A 15,393-nucleotide genomic window follows, 5' to 3' on the forward strand; every position below is an offset into this window, starting at 1 on the left:
CGATCATGACTGCGTCAGTCTCTCCGCCGTCCGCCCCCTGGCGCATGCCGCTGCCACCCGCTCCGGATCGCCGCCGGCCACCCACCGCAGACGGGCCACCAGCATTTCCTCGTCGAGGAGCTCACGCACATACCCGTCGACGACCCCCAGCTCGCCGGGACGCTCACGCAGCACAACGGGCTCCGGAGCGTCCTCCTGCCCGATGCGCACCTGGTCCTCCAGGCCCGGACGCCCGGAGAACCGGTGTACCCAATGCCCCATCACGCACCTCCTGCCGAATCAACGATCTCCTCACTGATCAGGTGCGAGGCAGGAAACAGTCACTTCATCGGACGCCGACGCGGAGCGCCGAGGCCCTGTCCCCGGGCACCCGGCTCCCACCCCCTGCCTCCACCCTCTGACGCCCACCCCCTACCTGTCGCTGTTCTGCTTGCGGCGCAGACCGGTCTGGACCGCGCCGGCCACCACCTTGGCGGCCACGCCGACGAGCAGGATGTTGCCGGTGATCTGGACCATCGTGAGGATGCGTGCCGTCTGCGTGTCGGCGGTGATGTCGCCGAATCCGACCGTGCTGAACACGGTGAGGGTGAAGTACAGGGAGTCGGTCCTCGTGAGGGGCTCGCTGAAGCTGCCGTGCGTGCTGCGCTCGAGCAGGTAGTAGGCCGCCGCGAAGAGCAGCAGGAAGAGCGGGAGAGTGGCGGCGAGGCTCTCGACGGCCCGCAGACGCGGGGAGGGGGAGCGGGTGATCGTGCGGACCTGCCAGGCGAAGAGCGCCAGCATGGCCATCAGGCCCAGGACGATGCCGGCCGCCGAGCCACCTGAGAAGCCCTCGTCCATGGGCAGCAGGTAGTACCCGAAGACGAGCCCGGTCGCGGTCACGACCGTTCGCAGCATCGCGAGCACCGTCTGGCGGCGGGCCGGTCCGGACATCCGCTCCGTCCGGCTTGCCGGGTCGTCGCTGTGGGGAGGATCCGGATCGGTCATGTGCTTCTCCTCGGCTCGCGGGAAGCTGCTGCGCGTCGGCCCGGGCCGGCGGGCGGCGGAGGGAGTGCGAAGCCGCGGCTCGCTCTCGTTCCCGCACGTGGGGGGGCAGCCCCCCTCGCATCGGGGGGTCAGCCGTGGTGATGCCCCACAGCGGTCCGTCCCATCGTCCGTGCCAGCTGTCCCACCCGGCGCCAGTTCATGGGAGGTCGGGCACGGGTGACACCGGGACGGTGGCGGGGCACGCGTACGCGCAGGGCGCGCGGCTCGATCCGGCAGTGGACCGGGGTCGGCAGGACGAGGGCCTCGCCGTCGACGCCCACGGGCACGCTGGGTGCGTCGGCGTCCACGACGACGTCCTGGGCGGTGAGCGAGGCGAGGCCGGGTGAGTGTTTGCCCCGGAGCATCCCCGCTGCCTGTGCGGCATTGTCGACCTTGATGCCGAGTACCCCGAGGACGCCGGAGTCCAGCCGCTCGCGACGGCCCAGCCCCGCCGGGTCGTCCGTCCCGTAGGGGTTGTTGCTCACCAGTACCGCCTGCGGCGCCTCGATGACCGTCGCCGTGCCCCGCGCGCGGACGGTGAGGCGCGGGCCGCTGTGGTGGGTCAGCAGGTCCGGGAGGAGCTGAAGGGCGGTGCGGGCCTTGTCGTCGCGGTACGCGGGACTCTGGACGATGGTCGCGTAGGCGCCGAAGGAGGCGTTGTTGACGAAGATGCGGTCACCGATGCAGCCCAGGTCGATGCGGAGTTCGACGCCGTCGGTGAGCGCGTCCAGGCAGCGGGAGGGGTCGTCGCGGTCCAGGCCGAGGTCGAGGGCGAAGTGGTTGCGGGTGCCGGCGGAGATCACCAGGAAGGGAAGGCCGCGCTCCGCCGCCACTCCCGCGACCAGGGCCTGGGTGCCGTCGCCGCCGGCGACGCCGAGCAGGTCTGCGCCCTCGTCGGCGGCCCGCCGGGCGAGCGCGGCGACGTCCTGGCGATGGTCCGGGTCCAGGACGACGACCTGCGCGCCGAGGGCCTTCGCCTTCTCCTCCAGGTGGAACGCGCCGACCTTCCCGCCGCCCGAGCGCGGGTTCATGATGAGGAACGGCCGCCGGGGAGCGGCGACCGAGCGTTCCCGGGCGGTCGCCGGTCCGCGGACGCCGGCGAGCGCGGCTCTACCGCACGTGACGGCCAGCATCCAGAGAGCGAGCGAGCCGAGCGCGACCCACAGCAGCCCGGCCACCGCGTAAAGGACGACGACAGCGATCGGCGCGGCACAGGCAAGGAGGACGGCCAGCGCCCTGGCCGGGCCGGTGCGCGCCAGCGCCCACCACACGCCCGCAGCCGCGATCACCAGCCCGGCCAGCGCCACCGCCACGAGCAGAAGGCTCCGGAGCCCGGCGAACAACAGCAGAACCGCCACCGCCGCCGCTCCCACGACGAGGGCCAGGCGCGCGGCCCAGCGCGGAGCCAGGCCTCTCCTCGCGCGCGCCGCCGCGTTCGTCATCATGCGACCTCCCATGTGCGGACGTTCCTGCCTCATCGCACCGCAGCCCGCGCGAACCGGCATCACCCGAAACGGGCGATTTACGGGTGACACGGAGAGGGCGACCGATTCCGGATCCCGGAACCCAGGGGCGTTTCCTCCTCGGGCTCGACCCCTCCGGGCCGCAGGTGATCGAAGGACTGCACGGCGTACCGTTCGCCCGGCCGCTGTCCCGGATGCGCGAGACCGTCGAGATCGTGCGACAGGCCGCCTCGGGGGAGAAGGTCTCCCACCTGGGCCGGGAGTTCCAGATCCCGCTGCCCGGGGAGGCGAAGCCGATGCGCCTGTCGATGCGTGCCGAGCACGACATCCCCGTCTACCCGGCGACCCTCTCGCCGAAGATGCTCCAGTTGACCGGGGAGATCGCCGACGGCTGGTGGGGCACCAGCTTCGTGCCCGAGGGCGCCGAGGAGGCGTACTTCGATCACCTGGACGCGGGGCTCGCCGCGGCCGGTCGAAGGCGTGCGGACCTCGACATCTGCCAGGGCGCCGAGGTCGCCTTCGTCGACGACGAGGACGAGCTGCGCGCGGTGGTGGCCGGACGCAAGAAGGAGCTGGCCTTCAGTCTGGGCGGCATGGGCTCCGCGACCACGGACTACTACAACAGCGCCTACGGCCGCCAGGGTTGGGCCGACGTGGCGGCCGAGGTGCGGACACGCTGGCAGGCCGGGGACCGGGACGGCGCGGCCGGTCTGGTCACCGACGAGATGGTGCTGGCGACCACGCTGATCGGAACCGAGGACATGGTGGGCGAGCGGTTGCGCGTGTGGCGCGATGCCGGCGTCGACACCGTTCGCTTCTATCCCGCCGGGGAGACCCTCGATGCCCGGGTCGCCACGCTGGGCCGGGCCGTCCAACCGGTCCGCGACATCGAGGACGAGGCGGCGGCGCGTTGGCGACACGGCAGTCCGCGGAGGAGGGCTGCCACGAGGCGGCGCCACCCACGGGGCCCCGGGTTCAGGCCGGCCGGGGGCGCCGATGCTGTCGGCCGCCCGGCCCGACAACCGCAGGGTGATCGCCCGGAACGTACGGCTCGGCGCGTCCTCTCGATATGCCGCTGCGGCGATGCTCCGGTCGGGCACGCCGCACGGATTCTTCTGCCGGAACAGCCAGGAGCCGCTCGAAGGGCGGCTGAGCGACGGCGTCGTCAGATCTCACTGGGCCGGTTTCACGCGGAACCCGGGGCCGGGGATGCTTTCGACGTCGTCGGCCTGGACGGGGCGGCCTTCCGAGCAGCGGATCTGGGCGTGGACGTGGGCGCCGCATCCGCGGTGTCGTGTCAGCGTGGCCGGTCCTTCCGGGTCCGCACGGTAGCGGTCGCCCCACTGCAGGAGCCCCATCACGGCGGGCACCAGGTCCATGCCCTTGGGTGTGATCACGTACTTGGGCAGCGTCATCACGGCGCACCAACCTCGCCGCGCACCGAACACGGGCGCGACCCCCTCGCAAGGAGCGCCACCATGGCTGGAGAAGTCGCTGACCGTGCTGAAGCCCGGCGGCCTGGCCGTCAGCGTCGTCGGTCCGCCGGACGCCGGGTTCGCCAAGCAGCTCGGCGCCCCTTCGTTCATGGGTCTGATCATGAACACCCTCAGCCGCAAGGTCCGCAAGCAGGCCAAGTCGCTGGGCGTCCGCTACGAGTTCTTCTTCATGCAGGCCAACGGCTCACAGCTGCGCAAGCTCGCCGCCCTCTACGACAGCGGGGAGCTCCGCCCCGTCATTGACCGGACCTTCCCGTTCGACCGGACGCTCGAGGCGATGGCGTACGTCGAGCAGGGCCGCACCAAGGCGGGCAAGGTCGTGGTCTCGATGGCGCCCGACAACGCGTGAGAGCGCCGAGCCGGCCGCTCCCCGGACGGCGACCGAACCGCCTCCTGGTGGTGCGCGTCCGCAGGCGAGCGTGCACACCCCTGTGGTGGCAGCCGGGGTCTTCCCGCTCCAGGCCGAGGGCGTATGTGAAGCCGATGCGGCAGCGCACCGCGACGTCACCGGCTCCCGGCGGTCGAGGCCGCCCGCGCCGGTCCGTCATTTACATAAGCTATGAATATAAAAGTGTTATGCTTTGAGCATGAGTCGTCACGACGCCGCTCCTGGCGCGTCCGCCGCCATCGGGGCAGCCCTCTACGGCCTGGCCACCAGGGCGGCGAGACGCCTGCCCCGGGACATGAGCCTGACGTCCGCCGCCACCCTGGCCACCCTGGACCGGACCGGCCCGCGGCGCATCACCGATCTGGCCGCGGTCGAGGGCGTCACCCAGCCCGCGATGACCGCCCTGGTCCGGGTGATGGAGGGATCCGGCCTGGTCGAGCGGCGGGGCGACGCGTCCGACAAGCGGGTCACGCTGGTGTGCCTGACCGAGGCCGGCGCCTCCTATGTCCGGACGCGGCGCCAGGCGGGCGTCCACGCGTTCGAGCGGTTGATCGGCGAGCTCACCGGCGACGAGGTCGAGGCGCTGGTGGCGGCCCTTCCGGCGCTGAAGCATCTGGCAGAGCTCGAAAGCCAGGAGCGCGAAGGGCCTGAGCGGTGACCGGGCAGCCGGTCGGCGGGGCCGCGGTGAAGGCGTTCCCGGCGGCGCGTTCCGAGGCGCGGCTGCTGGTCCCCGCCCTGATGTTCATCGCTCTGGTCGTGGCGGCGGTCGCCAGCCTCGGCACGCCGCTCATCACCAGCGTGGCGACCTCGTTCCACGTCTCGCTCGGCAGCGCGCAGTGGACGCTGACCGTCGCGCTGCTCAGCGGTGCCGTCGCCACGCCGGTCCTTGGCCGGCTCGGAGCCGGCCCGCACCGGCGGGCCACGATCCTCGCCACGCTGGCGGTCGTCGTCGCCGGCAGCGCGCTCACCGTGCTGCCGCTGCCGCTGCCGTTCGCGTGGCTGCTGGCCGGGAGGGCGGCCCAGGGCGTCGGGCTCGGGCTGACGGCGCTGATGATGGGCGTGGCCCGGGACCACCTCCCCGAGGAGCGCAGCGCGGCCGTGATCGCCCTGATCTCGGTGGTCTCGATCATCGGGGCCGGCGTCGGCTACCCGCTGGCCGCACTGCTCGCCGAGCTCGGCGGGGTACGGGCCGCCTACGGCCTCGGCCTGGTCGTCACCGCCGCCGCCCTCCTGACCGCGTGGCGCTCCATGCCCGAAGCCCCCGAAGGCCGCTCCGCCCACGTGGACGTGGCAGGCGCGGCCGTCCTGGCCGCCGCGCTGCTCCTGGTGCTGTTCCTCGCCGGCGAACGGGATCTGTGGAGCCGGCACCTCGCCGTGGCGGCGGGCCTCGCCGTCGTCGCGGTGCTGCTGCTCTGCGGCTGGGCCGTCATCGAGCTGCGCAGCACGGCGCCCCTGGTCGATGTGCGGGCGGTGCGGCACCCGGCGGTCGCCGGGGCGAACCTCGCCATGTTCGTCGGCGGGATCGGCATGTACCTCCTGCTCACGCTCCTCACCCGGTACGCGCAGACGCCGCACGGCGCCGGCTACGGCTTCGGGCTGACGACCTTCGTCGCCGGGCTGGTCCTCATCCCGTTCTCGGTGCTGGGGTTCGCCGCCGGCAAGCTCACGCCGCGGGTCCGGACGCGGATCGCGAACCCCCTGCTCCTGGCCGGCAGCGCCGTCGTGGTCGGCGGCGGGTTCGCCCTGTTCGCGGGGGCCCGGTCGGACCTGGCGGAGCTGTTCGCCGCGATGGGCGTGCTCGGCTTCGGCGTCGGCGGCTTCTCGGCCGCGATGCCCGGCGTCATCCTGGCCGTCACCCCCAAGAGCGAGACGTCGAGCGCCATGAGCTTCAACTACGTCGTCCGCAGCGTCGGGTACTCCCTGGGCAGCGCCCTCGGCGGCCTGATCCTCGCCGCGGGCACCGGCCCCGGCCACCTCTTCCCCGACGACAGCGCCTACACCACCGCGGCGCTGGTCGGCATCGGCGCCATGGCGATCACGACGCTGACAAGCCTCGCTCTCGCCCGCCGACGCTCGTCCGACACCAACCCGTAAGTCAGATGCACTCATCCCACACTGGAGGTTCCATGCCCAAGGGCTACTGGGTCAGCGTCTACCGCACCATTTCCGACCCTGAGAAGCTGGCTGCTTACAACAAGCTGGCCCCTGCGGCCGTCAAGGCCGGGGGCGGTCGGGTCCTCTCCCGTGGCAGCCGGGTCGTGGCGTATGACGCCGGCATCGCCGAGCGCACCGTCCTGATCGAGTTCGACAGCTTTGAACAGGCCGTCGCGGCGCGCGAGAGTGCGGCCTACCAGGAGGCGCTCGACGCCCTCTCCGACGGCGTCGAGCGCGACTTCCGCATCGTCGAAGGCATCGACTGACCGAGGTCCAGTCGCATCTTCACTGAAGCTCGGAGCCCGGCCGTACCAGCCTTCGGGTCGAGTTCGGCTCGCGGTGATACGGGAGTTGACCCGCCTCGGTCCCCCGTTCGCCACATGGGGTGGGGCGAGGCCGCGTTGGAGGTCAGGACGACGCCGTGAAACCGGCGGCGAGGCAGCGGGCGACGACGAACCCCAGTCCGACCGCCTCGTACAGCGCGCCGAGGACACCGTGGACGCAGACGCACACGCAGACGCACACGCAGACGCACACGCAGACGCAGACACAGACGCAAGGAGCGGCGCTTCGTGAGGAATTCTCCCAGCTCATCGAGGGGAAGGTTGGCGGTCATGCTTCCCAGGATGACACCGACAGCACCTGCGTAAGGAGCAAGGATTTCCTCCCTGGATGTTTCCCTCCCAGGATACTTTTCTCCGCTTTTCGCGCCTGTCCTCGTCGTCGCGTCGCCGCATCTCATCGAGACACCTCCGACTTCAGCCGTGCCGCCACATCTGCCCACCTGAAGGGGTGACACCACGTGAATCCCACGTACGACTTCACCGGCCGGGTCGCTCTCGTCACCGGTGCCGGGGCCGGTATGGGTCTGGCGACCGCCCGCGCGTTCGCCGCGTCCGGGGCCGCCGTCGCCCTCACCGACATCGACGAAGCGGCCCTGAACGCGGCCGCGGGGGAACTCACCGACGCGGGCCGCCAGGTCCTCGCCTCACGTGTGACGTCAGTGACGAGAACCAGGTCGCTGCCACCGTCGACCGCACGGTGGAGACCTTCGGCCGCCTGGACATGGCCTACAACAACGCCGGCATCCAGATCCCGCCCAGTGACGCCGCCGACGAGCCCGCCGAACGGTTCGACCGCGTCAACGCCGTCAACCTCCGCGGCGTGTGGGCCTGCATGAAGCACGAACTGCGGCACATGCGCGCCCAGGGCGGCGGAGCCATCGTCGACTGCTCCTCCCTCTGCGGCCTCGTCGGCCTCCCCGGCCGCGCCTCCTACCACGCCTCCAAACACGGCGTCATCGGCCTGACCACCAGTGCCGCCCTCGAGTACGCCCCGCGCGGCATCCGCGTCAACGCCATCTGCTCCGGCACCATCGACACCCCCATGGTCAGGGACATGATCGCCAAGGGCGAGCTCGACCGCGCCGAGGCCGAGGCCGGCCAGCCCGTCAACCGGCTCGGCACCGCTGAGGAAATCGCCCAGGCCGTCCTGTGGCTGTGCAGCCCGGGGGCGGGCTTCGTCATCGGCGTCGCCCTCCCCGTGGACGGCGGCTACGTCGCCCGCTGAAGACAGCCCAGGCATGAAGGAGAACGGAGAGACACCATGGAATTCATCGAGCAGCAGCCCAGCAGCAAGGCCCCGGCGGACTGGTTCACCGGCGATGTCTGGTGGGACGTCATCGTGGCCGGCCAGGAGCCGTCCCGCATGCGCGCCAACCTGGTCCGCTTCTCGCCGGGCGCCCGCACCAACTGGCATTCCCACGCCGTGGGCCAGACCCTGCACGTCGTTTCCGGCATCGCCCTGATCGGCACCCGGGACGGCACCGTCTTCGAGGCCCACCCCGGTGAGACCGTCGTGTGTCCGCCGGACGAGGAACACTGGCACGGCGCCGCTCCCGACCGGTTCATGGAGCACATCGCCCTGTGGGAGGGCACAGGCGAAGGAACCTCCGAGACCACTTGGGCCGAGCCGGTCACCGACCAGCAGTACAACGGCCACCGCACCCGCAGCCAGTAGCCCGGCCCACCGGTCGAGCGTCCGGGGCTCACTCAGGACGTCACAGCCGTCCGGGGCTCACTCGGGACGTCACGACGTCCTGGGGAGGGCCGTGTCGCCGACTGCTCGGACCAGAGATCGGACCGCCACGGCCGCCGACGTGGTGAGCGACGCGGGCGGCACCTCCTCGGCGACTGGCCCCATCGCTACCTGGAGCGCACGAGCGTGGACGAGCGCACCGCCATCCGCGTCCTCACGCACGACGCCAAGTTCGACATCCCCCTGCTGCGTGGCACTCGACCTGCCCGTCGCCTACGTGGGGGCCATGGACTCCCGCCGCACCCACGACGAGCGCCTTCGCCTCCTGCGCGACGCGGGTGTCAGCCGGAAGCGTTGAGGATGACCCGCGCCCTGCGCTCGACCAGCACGGGGACGAATTCGCGGACAGGTCTATCCGTGAAGGATGAATGGACCCTGGAGACGACTTCTCGGACCTCGGCCGGACTGTGGGTCGTGCTGAAAGAGGTCGTCAGGCGTTCAACGATTCCGCGGATGGCGTCGTCTTCGCGCGCCGTGTCAGCCACTGTGCCACCTGCCTGGAAGGGTGCTTCTCAGATTCAGATTCCGCTGCCCTCGCGCGGATCCGCCGCGCTCTGATGATCATTGCAGGGGGCGGGCGGGCATCACCGGGAACCGGCCACGCTTGATGGGTCTGGAGAGCGAGGCTGACCAGGGTGATCAGCAGGTCGACGTCCGCCGTGGCGTCGATGCGCAGCGTCACCGACTGACCGCACGACCGGTACCGCAGCTCGGCTCGACCCCGGCGAGGTCGGGCCAAGTCCCCATTTGTGTGGGGGGCACGCGCGGCCAACGCCATGTGCCCGTCATACCCCGCTCACCACACGGCCACCAGAAAGCGGCGAGTACATAACCGATCCGCAGCGTGCGATTGTCCGGATGCGGACACGGGGGGTTACGGGGTGAGTGCGGGTACGCAGGTCTCCACGGGCGACCGGACGGCGGTGGGCGGCGGCCCGCACCCTGGCCATGGCACGGCGCTCGCGCCCTTCACCAAGGCCGTGGCACGCGTTCGATCGCCACCATGGCGGCGTCGTCGCCCAGATGGCCGCCGACGTGACGCAGCAGGTCCTTGCGCAGGTGGGCCAGGAGAGCGGCGGGCCCTTTGGCGGCCTTGCCGATCACCCGTTCCGCAAGCGGATAGAACGTACCGCCCTGGTCGCGGGCTTCGATGACACCGTCCGTGTAGAGAAGGGCGATGTCACCGGGCTCGAAGGCGAAGGTCTCTGCGGAGAGGTCTGTTTCCACGAATTCGGTGAGGCCCAGAGGCGGTGCCGGGTGGCGCGTTTCGAGCAGACCGGCGTGGCCGCCGCGCAGCAGCAGGGGCGGGGGGTGACCGCAGTTGATCAGGTGAAGGACCGGCTCGTCGTCCGGGATATCCATCACGGCGGCGGTGATGAACGCCTCGCCGCGATCCTCGGTCTCGATCTCGGGGGCCGCGGGGTCGTCCAGGTCCGAGGAGACGGTTCCCTCCAGGAACGTGACCAGTGCGGGCAGGTCGGCCTGCCGGTGCGCGGCTCCCCGGAACGCGCCGAGAAGCAGAGCGGCGTCCCCGACCGCTTCCAGGCCCTTTCCCCTGACGTCGCCGATGATGATCCGGGTGCCTCGCTCCGTGCGGGCGGCCGCATACAGGTCGCCGCCGATCTGCGCCTCGGATTGGGCGGCCAGGTAGATCGAGGCGATGCGTAACGGACCGATCCGCTGGGGAAGCGGCTTGAGCACCACCTCTTGAGCGGCCGTCGCCACCGAGCGCAGAGCGGTCAGCTGCCTTTCATGACGTTCCCGCCGTGCGGCGAAGGCGGTCGCGAACGCCGACATCAGGATCAGGGTGATCACCTGGAAGGAGTGGTTCAGGTCGACGAGGCTGGTGCGCACCGCCGCGACCACGACCTGGGCCAGGACGGCGAGCGCGCCGACGCATGCGGTCAGCCGGGGGCCTGCGAACGACGCTGTGACAGCGGGCGCGGCGACCAGGAACGGCCCGAGGTGGACACTGGCCGGAGCCAGGATGTCGACCGCCGTGACCAGCGCGATCAGAGCGATCGGCACCGCCAGCAGCACAAGACGTGGCTCCCGCGACCAACGATGAGCGGTGAGGCGTCCAGGACCCATAGGTTCTGGATACACCCCATCGCGGCTCAGCGCTCCTGCTGAGCCGCCCTGGGCCGCATCCGTATGCGCATGATCATCCCGATCCGCGTGATCCGGCGCACGACCTGCCGGCCGCGGCCACATCTTGAGGGTGGGCGCGCGAAGAGGGCCCTTCGAGCCATGACCACACGGAGGCCCTGGCCAGGCGGGCCCGACCGCGACGCCTCGTACCCCTCCTTGAGACCCCACCTGGCACCCTATGGCGTCACGTGACGTCGGATGGTGCCGCTCGGTGCCGTCCGGTGCCACCAGGCGCCATTCTGCGGCTTACGAAGCGCATGCGTGCGCGCAGCACCATGATCACCCAGGTGGACGCCATGAGGTCCTCCCGGTTCGAGTGTCTTGCTGTGAGCGGTCGGGCCTGGGTTTGGCGCCAGTGGTGCCAGGCGGCTTGTGTAGTGAGTCATAATGGTGCCATTATGGCGTCATGGACCTGACTCCGTACGTCGATACCCTCCGCCGCGAACTTGCGGTGGCTGCCGAAGCCGGCGGTGACGAAGCCCGCGAGCTGGCCGAGAGGCTCACCGCTCCCCTGGAGTCGGCGACCCGGCTGACCATGCTCAACGTGCTCTCCGCCGCGATGGACGAGATCACGCGTGAACTCGCCCCCGGTTCGGTCGACGTACGGCTGCGCGGGCTCGACCCCGACTTCGTGGTCACGCCGCCTCCCACCTATGGCGGCGCCCCCGCGGAGCCGACCGCGCCCGTCGAACCGCTCAACGCCCCGGCCCCACCCGAGGTCGACGAAGGCGGCACCGCCCGCGTCAACCTGCGCCTGCCGGCCCACCTCAAGGCCCGCGCCGAGGAGGCCGCGAGCCGCGAGGGCCTGTCGGTCAACGCGTGGCTGGTGCGCGCCGTGTCGGCCGCGGTCGACGGCGGCACCCGGCCGCGTACGACGGAGAAGGCGCAGAGCGTCGGACAGAGCTTCACTGGCTGGGTGCGCTAGCCGCGTCCCGGCCCGCACCCCGAAAGAGATCAAGCACAGCGCCCACACCACGTCCCACCAGCGGGGACGGCCCGAAGACCCAAGAGAACGGGACAGCCATGCCTTCTTTCGAGACTCCCGAACCGATCTCGGTCACCGCCTACGTGTACGCCGGCTCCATCCAGTTCACCGCGGGCGACCGCCTCGACACCGTCGTCGAGGTGCGGCCCCGCGACCCGAAGAAGGACCTGGACGTACGGACGGCCGACCAGACCGAGGTCGCCTATGCGGGCGGCACCCTGACCCTGACCACTCCCAAGGCCAATCTGCTCGGGCGTGGCGGCACCGTCGACGTGACGGTGGAGCTGCCCACGGGCTCGCACATCGACGTGACCGGCGCCGGGGCCAGGGTGCTCGGCGAGGGCCGGCTCGGCGAGGTCCGGGTGACGACCTCGGCCGGCGACGTCCGCCTCGACGCCACCGGACCGCTGCAGCTGAAGGCGTCGCACGGCTCGACCGTCGTCGACCGGGTCGAAGGCAGGGCCGAGATCACCAGCAGCACCGGCGATGTGCGCGTCGGCCTCGTCGACGGTCCCGCCGTCCTGAAGAACTCGCACGGCACCATGACCGTGGGCGCCGTGACCGGCGAGCTGCGGTTGAGGGGTGCCAACGGCGCCATCGACATCAGGCGCGCCGAGGCGTCGGTCACCGGCACCACCACCAACGGCCTCCTTCGCGTCGCCGAAGTCGCCCGCGGCAGCGTCCAGTTGGAAACCTCCAACGGCTCCATCGAGGTAGGCATCCGCGAGGGCGCGGCCGCCTGGCTCGACGTCAGCTCCAACCGCGGGCAGGTACGCAACGCGCTCGCCGCGTCCGAGGCGCCGGAGCAGACCGGAGACGCCGTCAAGGTCCACGCCAGGACCAACTGGGGCAATATCGACATCGTCCGGGCCAAGGCCTGACCGTCGACGGACCCCACCCCCGCACCACCCCACCTCGCGTCCCCCGCCACTTGGCCTTCTCGCAGGAGGGCCACATGACTTCATATGTCATGCCCACATCCAGAAAAATGACGGTCGTGCATCAGCACATTCCGGCCGGGTCGGTGTTCGCGCTGCTCGGGCCCAACGGCGCCGGCAAGACCACTGTCGTGAAGTCCTTTCCACGCTCATCACCGCCGACGGCGGGCAGGCCCGGGTCGCGGACCACGACGTCGCCGCGTCACCGGACGGCGTGCGCGCCGCGGTCGGCGTCACCGGGCAGTTCTCCGCCGTCGACGGGCTGATCACCTGCGAGCTGCTCGAGCATTTCGACTTGACCGAGGCCGCGACGAAGCCCGCCTCCACCTATTCCGGCGGCATGAAGAGCCGCCTCGACATCGCCATGACGCTGGTCGGCGGCCTGCGGATCATCTTAAACCGAAGATCGCCTGGAACGACGAGCAGGCCCGCGCCGAGCTGGTCGACGCGCTGGTCGGTGACGCGCTGCGGCTGCTGGGCCACCTGCCCGACCAGCAACTCGGCGAGAAAGCCGCGAACGCGGTGGGCATCCTGGCCCTGGTCGCAGGACAAGACGTCGAGCCCGCCGAGGACTCCGACGGCCGTGACGGACGCTGGCGTATCACCCGGGGCACCGCCCCGGGCCGCATGGTCTCCACCGTCGATCCGGAAGCCCGGCACGTCCACAAGACCCGCAGCCACCAGCAGGACGGGTTCAAGGCCCATCTGGCCATCGAGCCCGAGACCGGGTTATACACCGCCGTCGCCCTGCGGCCCGGCGCCGGGCCCGAGCACCATGAGGCCGCAGTGGGTCTTGAGCTGCTCGCCGAGGAGGACACCCCGGTGGACGCCTTCGGTGACACCGCCTACTCCACCGGTGACGCCCGCCGGGCCCTGGACCGGGCCGGACACCGGCTGTTCCTCAAGCCCGCACCGCTGCGGCCCGCCGTCCCCGGCGGCTTCACCCTCGACGACTTCGCCATCGACACCACCACCGCGACCGTGACCTGCCCGGCCGGACACACCGTGGCACTGTCCGACCCCGGCGGGCAGCACCACCAACGCAAAGCCTCTTTCGGGGATTCATGCGCCGGATGCCACCTGCGCGAGCGGTGCACCAAAGCCAGGGCCGGACGCATCCTGACCATCCGCCCCCACCACGACCTCCAAGCAGCCGCCCGCCACCAGGCCGCCACCGATCCCGGCTGGCAGGCCGACTACCGCCGCTGGCGACCACCGGTCGAACGCGCCGTCGCCTGGCTCGTCCACCACGGCAACCGGCGCCTGCGCTACCGCGGCACCATCAAGAACGACACCTGGCTCCACACCCGAGCCGCCGGCCTCAACCTCCGCCGACTGATCAACCTCGGACTCACCCACACCAGCGGCACCTGGCACCTCGCACCCGCCGGCACATGACCGAAGGGGCTGCCCGGCCTGACGGCTGGACAGTCCCTCACCAAGATCTTCATCGGCCTTCTAGTAGGACTCCGTTAGGTCTTTCTGTCGGTGGTGTTCGGCGGCATGGTGGGTGTGTGGACGCACATGAAGTGAACCGTGCTCGGGCGAAGTTGGCGTTGTTCGTGGCTGATGTGTTCGCCTCGGTGCCGCGCAAGGACCAGCGGGCCAAGGGCAACTGCTATCTGCGGGGACTGATGACGGACGGTCGCCGCAAGTCCATCCAGGCCATGGCTGCGCGGCTGCCGGACGGCAACGAGCAGAACCTGCAGCAGTTCGTGAACCAGTCCACCTGGGATCCGGTGCCGGTGCGGCGGCGGATCGCGGAACGGATGGTGCCGCTGATCGGCCCGGATGCCTGGGCCATCGACGACGTATCGTTCCCCAAGGACGGGAAGATGTCGGTCGCCGTCGCTCACCAGTACTGCGGTGCACTGGGCAAACAGGCCAACTGCCAGGTGGCGGTGAGCGTGCACGCGGTCACCGACGCCGCGTCCGTCCCGCTGCAGTGGCGGCTGTTCGTGCCCCAGGAGTGGGCGGACGATCCCGTACGCCGGCGCAAGACGGGGATCCCCGAAGAGACCGGGCATCGCGAGAAGTGGCGCCTGGCCCTGGACACCCTCGACGAACTGGCCGGGTGGGGTCTGGTGCCGCCGGTGGTGGTGGCCGACGCCGGCTACGGGCAGAACGCCGACTTCCGCGACGGCCTGACCGGCCGAGGCATCGGCTACGTCGTGGCAGTGCGTTCGGATGTCACCGTCCACTGCTGCGACGCCGAGCCGGTCACGCCGCCGTGGTCGGGCAACGGCCGCAAGCCACAGCCCCGCTACCGGGACAAGCCGTGCTCGGTGGCCGAACTGGCCGCTGGCCAAGGGCGGCCGGCCTTCACCGAGGTGACCTGGCGGGAAGGCTCCCGCGGGCCGATGCACTCACGCTTTCTGGCACTGCGGGTGCGGCCGGCCGGGGTCCGGGCCCGCCGTCTGGCCCAGGCCGCCGCCACCGCGCAGGACGGCTTGTGGAACGGTGTCCTGCCCGAGGTCACGCTGTTGGTCGAATGGCCCGAAGGCGCCGAAACACCCACCGACTACTGGCTGTCGAACCTGCCCGCCGGCACCCCGGTGGCCGAACTGGTCCGCCTGGCGAAGATCCGCTGGCGCATCGAGCACGACTACCGGGAACTCAAACACGGCCTCGGCCTGGACCACTTCGAAGGGCGTTCCTGGGCGGGGTGGCACCACCACGTCACCCTGGTCACCGCCGC

At 71.0% G+C, this 15,393-nt stretch carries 16 protein-coding genes and 5 pseudogenes; 13 read left to right on the forward strand and 8 right to left on the reverse strand.

Annotated elements, in window-relative coordinates:
* Positions 1 to 3: 3 nt before the first annotated feature.
* The 3 genes from Sri02f_RS29385 to Sri02f_RS29395 form a co-directional block, all read right to left on the reverse strand.
* A complete protein-coding gene (locus Sri02f_RS29385; RefSeq protein WP_109004345.1) occupies positions 4 to 261 on the reverse strand; it encodes a hypothetical protein in 258 nt (85 codons plus the stop codon).
* A 150-nt stretch (positions 262 to 411) separates the two neighbouring features.
* Positions 412 to 984 (reverse strand): potassium channel family protein, encoded by a 573-nt coding sequence (locus tag Sri02f_RS29390; RefSeq protein ID WP_109004346.1) that lies wholly within the window; start codon positions 982 to 984, stop codon positions 412 to 414.
* 128 nt (positions 985 to 1,112) lie between these two features.
* Positions 1,113 to 2,468: a diacylglycerol/lipid kinase family protein gene (locus Sri02f_RS29395; RefSeq protein WP_109004347.1), complete on the reverse strand. Its 1,356-nt coding sequence runs from the start codon at positions 2,466 to 2,468 to the stop codon at positions 1,113 to 1,115.
* Between the two features lie 125 nt (positions 2,469 to 2,593).
* On the opposite strand from Sri02f_RS29395, the pseudogene Sri02f_RS29400 reads away from it, so the two are divergent.
* A pseudogene (locus tag Sri02f_RS29400) lies at positions 2,594 to 3,385 on the forward strand (LLM class flavin-dependent oxidoreductase); the annotation flags it as partial.
* Positions 3,386 to 3,658: 273 nt separating this feature from the next.
* Here Sri02f_RS29400 and Sri02f_RS29405 read toward each other — a convergent pair.
* Positions 3,659 to 3,901 (reverse strand): hypothetical protein, encoded by a 243-nt coding sequence (locus tag Sri02f_RS29405; RefSeq protein ID WP_245970855.1) that lies wholly within the window; start codon positions 3,899 to 3,901, stop codon positions 3,659 to 3,661.
* A gap of 67 nt (positions 3,902 to 3,968) precedes the next feature.
* Here Sri02f_RS29405 and Sri02f_RS29410 point away from each other — a divergent pair.
* From Sri02f_RS29410 to Sri02f_RS29425, 4 genes and pseudogenes are all read left to right on the forward strand, one after another.
* Positions 3,969 to 4,331: pseudogene (locus Sri02f_RS29410) on the forward strand (zinc-binding dehydrogenase); the annotation flags it as partial.
* Positions 4,332 to 4,665: 334 nt separating this feature from the next.
* Positions 4,666 to 5,028, forward strand: coding sequence for a MarR family winged helix-turn-helix transcriptional regulator (locus tag Sri02f_RS29415; RefSeq protein ID WP_109004348.1), 363 nt, complete (start codon positions 4,666 to 4,668; stop codon positions 5,026 to 5,028).
* On the forward strand, positions 5,025 to 6,464 hold the full coding sequence (locus Sri02f_RS29420; protein ID WP_109004349.1) for an MFS transporter: 1,440 nt from the start codon (positions 5,025 to 5,027) through the stop codon (positions 6,462 to 6,464). Before Sri02f_RS29415 ends, Sri02f_RS29420 begins: the two co-directional genes overlap by 4 nt.
* Positions 6,465 to 6,496: 32 nt before the next feature.
* Positions 6,497 to 6,790 carry a DUF1330 domain-containing protein gene (locus Sri02f_RS29425; RefSeq protein WP_109004350.1) on the forward strand — a complete coding sequence of 98 codons (294 nt, stop codon included), beginning with the start codon at positions 6,497 to 6,499 and terminating at the stop codon, positions 6,788 to 6,790.
* A 142-nt stretch (positions 6,791 to 6,932) separates the two neighbouring features.
* Here Sri02f_RS29425 and Sri02f_RS41390 read toward each other — a convergent pair whose 3' ends face one another.
* Positions 6,933 to 7,118 carry a hypothetical protein gene (locus Sri02f_RS41390; RefSeq protein WP_159106798.1) on the reverse strand — a complete coding sequence of 62 codons (186 nt, stop codon included), beginning with the start codon at positions 7,116 to 7,118 and terminating at the stop codon, positions 6,933 to 6,935.
* Between the two features lie 208 nt (positions 7,119 to 7,326).
* Between Sri02f_RS41390 and Sri02f_RS29430 the strand changes: the two are divergent.
* The 3 genes and pseudogenes from Sri02f_RS29430 to Sri02f_RS29440 all read left to right on the forward strand — a co-directional run.
* Positions 7,327 to 8,093: pseudogene (locus tag Sri02f_RS29430) on the forward strand (glucose 1-dehydrogenase).
* Between the two features lie 36 nt (positions 8,094 to 8,129).
* Complete coding sequence (locus Sri02f_RS29435) at positions 8,130 to 8,543, forward strand: (R)-mandelonitrile lyase (protein ID WP_109004351.1); 414 nt, start codon at positions 8,130 to 8,132, stop codon at positions 8,541 to 8,543.
* Between the two features lie 171 nt (positions 8,544 to 8,714).
* Positions 8,715 to 8,904 (forward strand): annotated as a pseudogene (locus Sri02f_RS29440) (XdhC family protein); the annotation flags it as partial.
* Here the strand turns inward: Sri02f_RS29440 and Sri02f_RS44160 are convergent.
* The 3 genes from Sri02f_RS44160 to Sri02f_RS29445 form a co-directional block, all read right to left on the reverse strand.
* Positions 8,903 to 9,106 (reverse strand): three-helix bundle dimerization domain-containing protein, encoded by a 204-nt coding sequence (locus tag Sri02f_RS44160; RefSeq protein WP_359443172.1) that lies wholly within the window; start codon positions 9,104 to 9,106, stop codon positions 8,903 to 8,905. The pseudogene Sri02f_RS29440 and the gene Sri02f_RS44160 sit on opposite strands and share 2 nt — an antisense overlap.
* Complete coding sequence (locus tag Sri02f_RS43130) at positions 9,052 to 9,303, reverse strand: hypothetical protein (RefSeq protein ID WP_245970858.1); 252 nt, start codon at positions 9,301 to 9,303, stop codon at positions 9,052 to 9,054. Before Sri02f_RS43130 ends, Sri02f_RS44160 begins: the two co-directional genes overlap by 55 nt.
* 287 nt (positions 9,304 to 9,590) lie before the next feature.
* Positions 9,591 to 10,712, reverse strand: a complete 1,122-nt coding sequence (locus Sri02f_RS29445) for a PP2C family protein-serine/threonine phosphatase (protein ID WP_109004352.1) — start codon at positions 10,710 to 10,712, stop codon at positions 9,591 to 9,593.
* Positions 10,713 to 11,178: 466 nt separating this feature from the next.
* Here Sri02f_RS29445 and Sri02f_RS29450 point away from each other — a divergent pair, with 466 nt between their 5' ends.
* The 5 genes and pseudogenes from Sri02f_RS29450 to Sri02f_RS29470 form a co-directional block, all read left to right on the forward strand.
* The gene (locus Sri02f_RS29450) at positions 11,179 to 11,697 is read left to right on the forward strand and encodes a toxin-antitoxin system HicB family antitoxin (protein WP_109004353.1); all 519 of its coding nucleotides are present in this window, start codon (positions 11,179 to 11,181) and stop codon (positions 11,695 to 11,697) included.
* 98 nt (positions 11,698 to 11,795) lie between these two features.
* Positions 11,796 to 12,638 (forward strand): DUF4097 family beta strand repeat-containing protein, encoded by an 843-nt coding sequence (locus tag Sri02f_RS29455; RefSeq protein WP_109004354.1) that lies wholly within the window; start codon positions 11,796 to 11,798, stop codon positions 12,636 to 12,638.
* A 74-nt stretch (positions 12,639 to 12,712) separates the two neighbouring features.
* Positions 12,713 to 13,161: pseudogene (locus Sri02f_RS29460) on the forward strand (ATP-binding cassette domain-containing protein); the annotation flags it as partial.
* Positions 13,162 to 13,217: 56 nt separating this feature from the next.
* Positions 13,218 to 14,093, forward strand: a complete 876-nt coding sequence (locus Sri02f_RS44365; protein ID WP_445009692.1) for a transposase — start codon at positions 13,218 to 13,220, stop codon at positions 14,091 to 14,093.
* A gap of 116 nt (positions 14,094 to 14,209) precedes the next feature.
* A partial coding sequence (locus Sri02f_RS29470) for an IS701 family transposase (protein WP_109004377.1) occupies positions 14,210 to 15,393 on the forward strand: 1,184 nt, incomplete at its 3' end.

The sequence above is a fragment of the Streptomyces rishiriensis genome, from assembly GCF_003112535.1.
GTDB classification, from domain to species: Bacteria; Actinomycetota; Actinomycetes; order Streptomycetales; family Streptomycetaceae; genus Streptomyces; species Streptomyces rishiriensis.